An 8,194-nucleotide genomic window follows, 5' to 3' on the forward strand; every position below is an offset into this window, starting at 1 on the left:
GTGCAAGGATTGCTCTATGTCGATGTCAAAACACCGGTTAGCGACCTCAGTATGGGTATTACTGACTATTTGTCAGACAGGATTTGCTGACGATAATTACATTGAGTTCAACGATGACTTTATCTTCAGCAATGCAGGTAAAAAATCGACAATCGACGTGTCACAATATGCGCGCGGCAACCCGGTGAAACCCGGTATTTATACCGTCTCCGTTTGGATTAACGGTGAGCAACAGCAAACTGCAAAGATCCAGTTTATTGACAACCACACCCCGAACGCGTCTCCCTGCCTGACTCGTGAGGTGCTCGATGAAGCAAACGTTGATGTAAGCAAACTCCCCACGGCAGATGCGGACGAAGGTGAATCGCAATGCTATATACTGGCGGATTATTACCCCTCATCCAGCGTGAGTTACGATCCTAATTCACAGATCCTGATGCTCACAATTCCGCAGCTGTTTCTCGTCAGCCACCCTGCGGGTTATGTCAACCCCGCACGTTGGGATGCCGGTATTCCTGCTGCAATACTGAACTGGAGCTTCAGCGGCTATCACAGTGAAAACGACGGTAGCGCTTCTGACAGTGGTTATCTGGGGCTCGGCTATGGTCTCAATTTGGGAGCATGGCGGTTACGTTCCAGCGGCGCGCTGAACTGGGCAAAAGACGATAGCGCGACCTGGGACAACTACGACCTCTATTTGGCACGCGATTTACCCCCTATCCGGGCACAAATGGAACTGGGTCAGGTCACCTCTCGCAGCGAAGTACTGGATAGTATCGGCATTAAAGGCATACATCTGTATAACGACAAACGTATGGATCCACATGACGGTCGCTACGTTCCCGTCATCAACGGCGTGGCTAACAGTAATGCCAAAATTACCGTACGACAGCAGTCTCGCATCATCTATGAAACCACCGTTCCCCCAGGTCCTTTTGCCCTGAAAGATTATTATGTGGCAATCAACGGCGCTGACCTTGACGTTACCGTGGAAGAAGCTGATGGGTCAAAACGGTTATTCACCGTACCGTACGCCTCTGTTGCTCAGTTAATGACCAAAGGTGAAGTTGACTGGGATTTTGCCGTTGGGACATTAGACAACGATGGCAACAGCGATTCTCCCTGGGTGCTCACCACTAACGGTAATTATGGACTGAGCGATATTTTCACGCTGTATGGCGGCATACAGTCAATGGAAGAAGACTATCTGGCGGGGATGCTGGGTCTGGCGATGAATACGCGTCTTGGTGCTATCGCAGTCGATGTTATCCACTCTCGCGCTTCACTTGAAGATATTGGCGCTCTGCAGGGGCAGAGTTACCGTATAAGCTACAGTAATGTGCTGGACGCAACACAGACCAATTTCAGCTTTAGCGCCTATCGATACAGCACCAAAGATTACCTCTCGCTTAATGACGTCATCTCTTTGCAAAATAGCATCGATAGTTATAGCGACGATCACGATACTAACCGTAACGATGCGTATCGCAACAGCTACAGCCATTCCAAGAATGAGCTTCAGGCTAACGTCAATCAACCGATCAACCTTAACGGTGAAGATTACGGTTCATTTTATCTCAGCGGCACCTGGACGAGTTACTGGGGTAGCTCAGACAAAACGTCTCAGTATTCGCTGGGCTACAGCAATACTTGCCGCTCCATCTCGTGGAATATCTCGCTGCAGCGCAGTTATAACGAATGGGGCGATGAAGATGACAGCCTGTACGTTGGGTTGAGTATTCCTTTTGGTAGCAACGCTCAAAACGATCAACCAGCATTCTCCAGTCTGAACCTCAGCGCCAATAGCGACTTTAGCGGCAACAACGGTTTCACCAGTACGGCCAGCGGCAACAGTAGCAACAATAAATGGAACTACAGCCTCAGCACCACCGCTAACCAGGCCAGCCAGGGAGAAGACACCTATTCCGTCAGCGGATATTCCACTTATAACGGCGCGCATGGATCGACCAGCGTTTCCGCTACAGTCGATAAAAATCATAACCAGCAGTATTCCCTAAACAATAACGGCGGTGTGCTGTTACACAGCGGTGGATTGACGCTCTTACCGGGTAATGTCAACGCACAAAGCGCCATAGCCCTTATTGAAGCGCAAGGTGCAGATGGCGCGACCACCACCAATGGGTATGGTGAGATTGACAGTGCCGGATACGCAGTTGCCACCAGTCTTTCACCTTATGCCGAGAATACCGTCGGACTGGATCTCAGCACCATCAAGGCGGACGTCGAAGTGAAAAATACCTCCGCCGCCGTGGTTCCGCGCGATGGTGCCGTGGTGAAAGTCACCTTCGCCACCCAGCAAGGTCAATCGGTGTTTGTCACGCTCAGACGTAGTGATAACAGTTTCATTCCATTGGGCGCGAACATTCTCAATGAGCAGGGAAAATCCGTTGGCGCAATGGGTCAGGCGGGCCGCGCCTTTTTACGCGGGATCGAACAACGTGGCAGCCTGAAGGTTATTTGGGGGAGCGACGCGGCAAGCTACTGCGATGTGACCTACCAGATCCCTGACGCGCCCGTGATGATCGGAAAATCAATTCATCTGGAGACGTTAGTTTGCCAGATGCCAGGAGCCGGAAAGTAGCTTATGCGCCAGGTAATGCTTGTTTCTTTTCTATTATGCAGCCCGCATCTCTTTGCGGCGGATGTCGTGGTTAACTTTAAGGCCAATTTGCTTGCTATGACCTGCACCGTCAATATTGTTGTTGGTTCAAGCAAAGCGGTGAACCAAACCATCGATTTTGGTGTATTAACCCGCGCAGAACTTGAGGCTCAGGGCGCTAACACGCTGAAAGATTTTTCGTTGCAGTACAGCAACTGCACGATCGGCTCCAGTACAAACCAGACAGTGACCTGGATGAAAACGGGAATTAAGGCCTCATCTGTCTACAGCGGTTATCCAACCGAACTCAAGGGTGGGGATAACGGGGCAGCAGCGGTTTTGTATCGTTCTGGCTCCCCAAACTCTCTGTTGGTTCTCAATAGTAGTACTCCGCTTGACTGGACCTCGACTGAGCGCACCAATAAAGCCCTGAATCTGGTCTTATCTCTGCGTCCGACGTCTTATGCAACCTCTGCGACAAGTGGCACCTTCAACGGTTCGTTGACGTTCACTACCACCTATCAGTAGGAGCCACCATGAAATTTATCCCAACAGTCTTATTGCTGATATCCACACCGCTATGGGCCGCAATCAGTACCAATACAAATGTATTAACGGTTAAGGCGGAGCTGGTTACCGGTAGCTGTTATATTGCCGCTTCTGATATGGATTTAGGTGACCTGGACGCAAGCGAATTCTCTGCGGGTGGCGCATGGGCGGATTTATCTGCCACTGCGCAGGGAAACGTAACCTTAGCAGGGCAAATGCTTACTCTGAGCTGCGACTCAGGGTCCGTTGCCAAATCTCTGGTAATGAGCATCAAACCGCAAAAGGCGCAGCTAACCGGTAACCAGATCTTCCCTAATGAATATACAGGGCCAACAGGGCGAGTTAAATCAACAACCGCAGCAGGTAATGTTGGCGTTGTCGCTTTTTTTGACGGAAAAAATGTTTTAAATAAAGACAATACTTCCGAAGTTATTATCGATAGTAACTATATTGGTACCGATGACAATAAGGTCCTTCCCATCCTGCGCGCCCGCTTCCAGAAAATAGATTCATCAAAACCGGTCACTCCAGGTGGAGTATTAAGTCAGGTGCAAATCAGCGTGAGCTACAAATAATGGATAAATGGCAGGTTAATATGAGTACGATGATTTCACGATCAATTTCTTTTGTGGCATTACTGCTGAGCGGAATTTATTCATATCAGGTGCAGGCCAAAGAGTGTTATTTTGAAACAATTAATACCAGCACGGTAAGCGCGGGAACGTTAGTCGTTAACAGTTATAACCCGTCCAGTACAACACCCGTGTTATTGGGGACATTAAGTGCAGGGAAGTATGGTAACTTAACCTGTAATACGGGTAATGATGGTTCTGATTTTTATGGAATGACCACAGTAACAAGCGGTACGCAATCCGATAGTTATACCAGTACCAGCGGCAGTACAAAATATAGCTACAATCGAGTTTTTTTTCCAACGAGCATACCCGGAATATATTATAACATTTACATAGCTAATTCTATTAATGCTAATTATACAGCTTATATTCCGTCTAATACGAGTTGGACACGTGAGATCGATAATGCTGCAGATGGAAGTTTTCCTGTTGGATTATACGTCGAGGTTTGGCAACGTGGGGTGGTTTCCTCAATAGGTAATGGTGAAGCGCATCCGGTCATAAATGGTGAGGTAGGCAGGTTTAAAGCAGGAGATGAAAATATAACCAGTCAACAGATTGTCGCCACAGTAAACGCTTCTTCATTCACCGTAAAATTCGCCGCGCCAACCTGTAACCTATCCGTTTCCCCCACCACCATCGACTTTGGCGATGTGGGTAATGACAAACCACGAAAAACCTTCACCTTGAAAAATAGCAACTGCGTTAATGCTTCAGGGGTTACCCTTAAACTGACGTCGACCAAAGCGGCTTATGATAATAGCGGGTTGTCTATTCTCGCCAATACCACGACTGGCACCTCAGCAGCGGGCGGACGGGGAGTGGCGGTTTCTTACGAGGGATCGTCCCGGCAATATCTGTCGGCGAATGACACAAATTCTTCAGTGTCCATCGACTTTGGTTCCATCGTAACGGCGAAAGATATCACCATGGCCGGATTACTCACCTGTACCTCCGCCAGCAACAACAGTACCTGTGATGACTACACCCCCGGAGCCTTCACCGCCGTAGGCACCCTCAGCGCGACGTACAAATAAATAAGAAATCCGGTAATACAAAGAATCGTATTACCGGATGACTGACCTGTCAGAATGTTTCCCAGTTATCCGTATTTACCGTGTTTGATTTTGGCAGTGAAACCGATGGATTAACGGCAGGTGTAACGCGTTTAATTGCGCTTGTCCCGGTTAAACGGAATGTGCCGACGGCTTCCGTTAAGCGTGCGGCCTGCTCTTCAAGAGAGGCCGCAGCGGCCGATGCTTCTTCAACCAGTGAGGCGTTTTGCTGCGTGACCTTATCCATCTCTGAAATCGCCTGGCTTACCTGGACGATACCCCGGCTTTGTTCATCAGAGGCCGCCGCAATTTCCAGCATAATGTCGGTGACACGTTTTACCGCATCGACAATATCCGTCATCGTATTGCCTGCCGCGACCACTTCTCCGGATCCCTGGTCAATCAGTCGGACTGATTCGCTGATCAACCCTTCTATCTCTTTTGCCGCCTGGGCGCTGCGGCTTGCTAACGTACGTACCTCACTGGCTACGACGGCAAACCCTCTCCCCTGCTCGCCTGCCCGCGCCGCTTCGACCGCTGCGTTCAGCGCCAGGATATTGGTCTGGAAGGCAATGCTGTTTATAACGGCGGTAATTTCGGAGATTTTCTTCGAACTTGTTGAGATATTCCCCATGGTTTTAACCACGCCAGAGACCATCTGACCGCCCCGGCTGGCCTTGCCGGAAGCATCTTCCGCCAGCGTGCTCGCATGATGTGCGTTGTCGGCGTTTTGCTTCACCGTAGCCGTCAGTTCTTCCATGCTGGCCGCCGTTTGTTCAATCGCCGCGGCCTGTTGTTCAGTTCGTGAAGAAAGATCGGTATTGCCCGCAGAAATCTCACTGGTACCACGGTAGATTTCTTCCGCCCCCTGACGTACCGTGCCCACCGTTTTCCCAAGCGATCGTTGCATTGTTTGCAGATGACGGCTCAGGCGACCAATTTCGCTGCGCCCGGTTGGTTCCTCCGGCATCGTCAGATCGCCCGCTGAAATTTGCTCAATACGCTGGGCCGCACGTAACAAAGGATGAATAACGGTACGGCGCAAAACAATGAACGTCATCACGGTCAGCGCCAGCGCAAGAACGAATGCGCCCAGCATAAAGGCCATGCCAAGCTGTGTACGTTGGTGCGCCTGTTCGCTTAACTGATTCGCCCTTGCGGTACGAATATCGATCGCCTTTAACAACACCTTGTTGTAAGCAGAGTCCAGCGGTCTGGCCTGTTCATTTTCATGGTTGATGATCGCCTCGAACATACCGTTTTTAGCGTACTTCAGCATAGGCTGTAAGCCGTCGATATAGGCTTTGAAATTGGCGCTCAGTTCAGCGTCTAACGCCTCTCCGTCAGTGGTTTTCACCGCACGCGCCATATAGGTATTAAAACCGTCCTGCGATTGCTTAATACGTTTTTCTGCCTCGGCAATATTGGCCTTCATGTCATCCATTTCAGCAATACGGCTCGCCGCACCAGCATGGATCATGTTGATACGCGCGGTGCGTAAGTGGTTAGAGCTGTTAGATAACCCCATCCGAACCTGAATCTCATCGGTTACATCGCGCTGATCGCGATCGGCCTGCATAAGAAAATAACCTGCCAGCCCTGAACTTAAGGCGAACAACAGAAGGATGCCACCGAGAATGGAGGAAAACAGCGGAACCAGCCGGATTTGATGCAGAAAGCCCAGTTTATGCTGGGCTTGCATCGATGTAGTGTTGTCCATGACCGTCGACTCTCTTGTAGGGTTTATGCGTGAAAACACGCCCGTTAGATAGTCATCGGCAATCCGGGAAGTTTACTTACCGTGAAAAGCGCCGGATTCGTCACACTTTCACAACATCATTCAAAGAAATTCAGGAAAGTGCCAGCGGTGAAATCCGCTGGCCAATGAATCAGTTATCACCAAAATGGATAACGGTACGGATAGATTTACCCTGATGCATTAAATCGAACGCGTCATTGATCTGCTCCAGCGGCAGGCGATGCGTAATAAACGGATCTAACTGAATTTTTCCGCTCATTGCTTCTTCGACCATACCCGGCAACTGGGTGCGCCCTTTTACACCGCCAAACGCGGAACCGCGCCACACGCGCCCGGTTACTAACTGGAACGGACGTGTTTTGATCTCCTGACCAGCACCCGCCACGCCAATGATGATGCTTTCACCCCACCCTTTATGGCAACACTCCAGCGCCGCACGCATCACGTTAACGTTGCCGATACACTCAAAGCTAAAGTCCACGCCACCGTCGGTGAGCTCAACAATCACGTCCTGCACCGGCTTATCGTAATCGTTCGGGTTGATGAAATCGGTCGCGCCCATTTCACCCGCCAGCTTGAATTTTTCCGGATTAGTATCAACGGCCAGAATACGCCCGGCTTTCGCCTGTACCGCGCCCTGAATCACCGCCAGGCCAATACCGCCCAGACCAAATACGGCCACGGTATCGCCTTCTTTCACTTTCGCGGTGTTATGGACCGCTCCGATCCCGGTGGTTACGCCACAGCCCAGCAGACACACTTTATCCAGCGGAGCCTGCGGGTTAACCTTCGCCAGCGAGATCTCTGCGCAAACGGTGTATTCACTGAAGGTACTGGTGCCCATATAGTGATAAATCGGCTCGCCGTTATACGAGAAGCGCGTTGTGCCATCCGGCATCAGGCCTTTACCCTGGGTAGCACGTACGGCCTGACACAAGTTAGTTTTACCTGATTTACAGAACTTGCACTCGCCGCACTCTGCGGTGTACAGCGGGATCACATGATCGCCAGGTTTCAGGCTGGTGACGCCCTCACCCACTTCAACCACGATACCCCCGCCTTCATGGCCGAGTACCGCCGGAAACACACCTTCCGGATCGTCGCCAGAGAGCGTAAAAGCGTCAGTATGGCACACGCCTGTGTGGGTAATTTTAACCAGCACTTCACCTTTCTTTGGCGGTGCGACGTCGATCTCGACAATTTTTAACGGCTGACCGGGGCCGAATGCAACTGCTGCGCGTGATTTCATTTGTCTCTTCCCATTATTGCGAGGTGATGGTGTTATTTTAGATAAGCGCGCAGAAGATGGCCGATTTCAGCCATGCGCACAGCACGCTGGTCTGGGGTAGTCTCCCCGCTGACCAGTTCATCTTTCAGGTGGATCTCAACCATTTCGCCCATCAGGCCATTGGATGCGCCGCGCACAGCGGCAATTTGTTGCAGGATCGCCAGACACGGCTCGCCGGACTCCAGCGCGCGCTCAAGCGCATCAACCTGGCCGCGAATACGGCGTACACGGGTGAGAATGCGTTTCTTATCTTCAGGTGAATGCGGCATACGCCCTCCAGATACTATA

At 50.8% G+C, this 8,194-nt stretch carries 7 protein-coding genes; 4 read left to right on the top strand and 3 right to left on the bottom strand.

Annotation, left to right across the window (positions count from 1 at the left end; translation table 11 throughout):
- The first annotated feature begins 16 nt into the window (after positions 1-16).
- The 4 genes from JTI85_RS12110 to JTI85_RS12125 are packed head-to-tail and all read left to right on the top strand — an operon-like array spanning position 17 to position 4,841.
- Positions 17-2,602 carry an outer membrane usher protein gene (locus JTI85_RS12110; RefSeq protein WP_219351555.1) on the top strand — a complete coding sequence of 862 codons (2,586 nt, stop codon included), beginning with the start codon at positions 17-19 and terminating at the stop codon, positions 2,600-2,602.
- Positions 2,603-2,605: 3 nt separating this feature from the next.
- Positions 2,606-3,148 carry a fimbrial protein gene (locus JTI85_RS12115; RefSeq protein WP_061067957.1) on the top strand — a complete coding sequence of 181 codons (543 nt, stop codon included), beginning with the start codon at positions 2,606-2,608 and terminating at the stop codon, positions 3,146-3,148.
- Between the two features lie 8 nt (positions 3,149-3,156).
- Positions 3,157-3,744, top strand: a complete 588-nt coding sequence (locus JTI85_RS12120) for a fimbrial protein (protein ID WP_048211578.1) — start codon at positions 3,157-3,159, stop codon at positions 3,742-3,744.
- Positions 3,744-4,841: a pilus assembly protein FimA gene (locus JTI85_RS12125; RefSeq protein WP_142879662.1), complete on the top strand. Its 1,098-nt coding sequence runs from the start codon at positions 3,744-3,746 to the stop codon at positions 4,839-4,841. The genes JTI85_RS12120 and JTI85_RS12125 overlap by 1 nt, the downstream gene beginning before the upstream one ends.
- A gap of 49 nt (positions 4,842-4,890) precedes the next feature.
- Here the strand turns inward: JTI85_RS12125 and JTI85_RS12130 are convergent, their stop codons facing one another.
- From JTI85_RS12130 to JTI85_RS12140, 3 genes are all read right to left on the bottom strand, one after another.
- Complete coding sequence (locus JTI85_RS12130; protein WP_061067959.1) at positions 4,891-6,579, bottom strand: methyl-accepting chemotaxis protein; 1,689 nt, start codon at positions 6,577-6,579, stop codon at positions 4,891-4,893.
- A 169-nt stretch (positions 6,580-6,748) separates the two neighbouring features.
- On the bottom strand, positions 6,749-7,867 hold the full coding sequence (locus JTI85_RS12135; protein ID WP_048211575.1) for an S-(hydroxymethyl)glutathione dehydrogenase/class III alcohol dehydrogenase: 1,119 nt from the start codon (positions 7,865-7,867) through the stop codon (positions 6,749-6,751).
- 32 nt (positions 7,868-7,899) lie between these two features.
- Positions 7,900-8,175, bottom strand: a complete 276-nt coding sequence (locus tag JTI85_RS12140; protein WP_003833178.1) for a metal/formaldehyde-sensitive transcriptional repressor — start codon at positions 8,173-8,175, stop codon at positions 7,900-7,902.
- Between the last annotated feature and the right edge of the window lie 19 nt (positions 8,176-8,194).

The sequence above is a fragment of the Citrobacter sp. Colony219 genome, assembly GCF_019382635.1.
GTDB classification, from domain to species: domain Bacteria; phylum Pseudomonadota; class Gammaproteobacteria; order Enterobacterales; family Enterobacteriaceae; genus Citrobacter; species Citrobacter youngae.

Coding starts and splice junctions, on each gene's coding strand:
- JTI85_RS12110 (WP_219351555.1), top strand. CDS start 17: ATGTCGATGTCAAAACACCGGTTAGCGACCTCAGTATGGGTATTACTG.
- JTI85_RS12115 (WP_061067957.1), top strand. CDS start 2,606: ATGCGCCAGGTAATGCTTGTTTCTTTTCTATTATGCAGCCCGCATCTC.
- JTI85_RS12125 (WP_142879662.1), top strand. CDS start 3,744: ATGGATAAATGGCAGGTTAATATGAGTACGATGATTTCACGATCAATT.
- JTI85_RS12130 (WP_061067959.1), bottom strand. CDS start 6,579: ATGGACAACACTACATCGATGCAAGCCCAGCATAAACTGGGCTTTCTG.
- JTI85_RS12140 (WP_003833178.1), bottom strand. CDS start 8,175: ATGCCGCATTCACCTGAAGATAAGAAACGCATTCTCACCCGTGTACGC.
- JTI85_RS12135 (WP_048211575.1), bottom strand. CDS start 7,867: ATGAAATCACGCGCAGCAGTTGCATTCGGCCCCGGTCAGCCGTTAAAA.
- JTI85_RS12120 (WP_048211578.1), top strand. CDS start 3,157: ATGAAATTTATCCCAACAGTCTTATTGCTGATATCCACACCGCTATGG.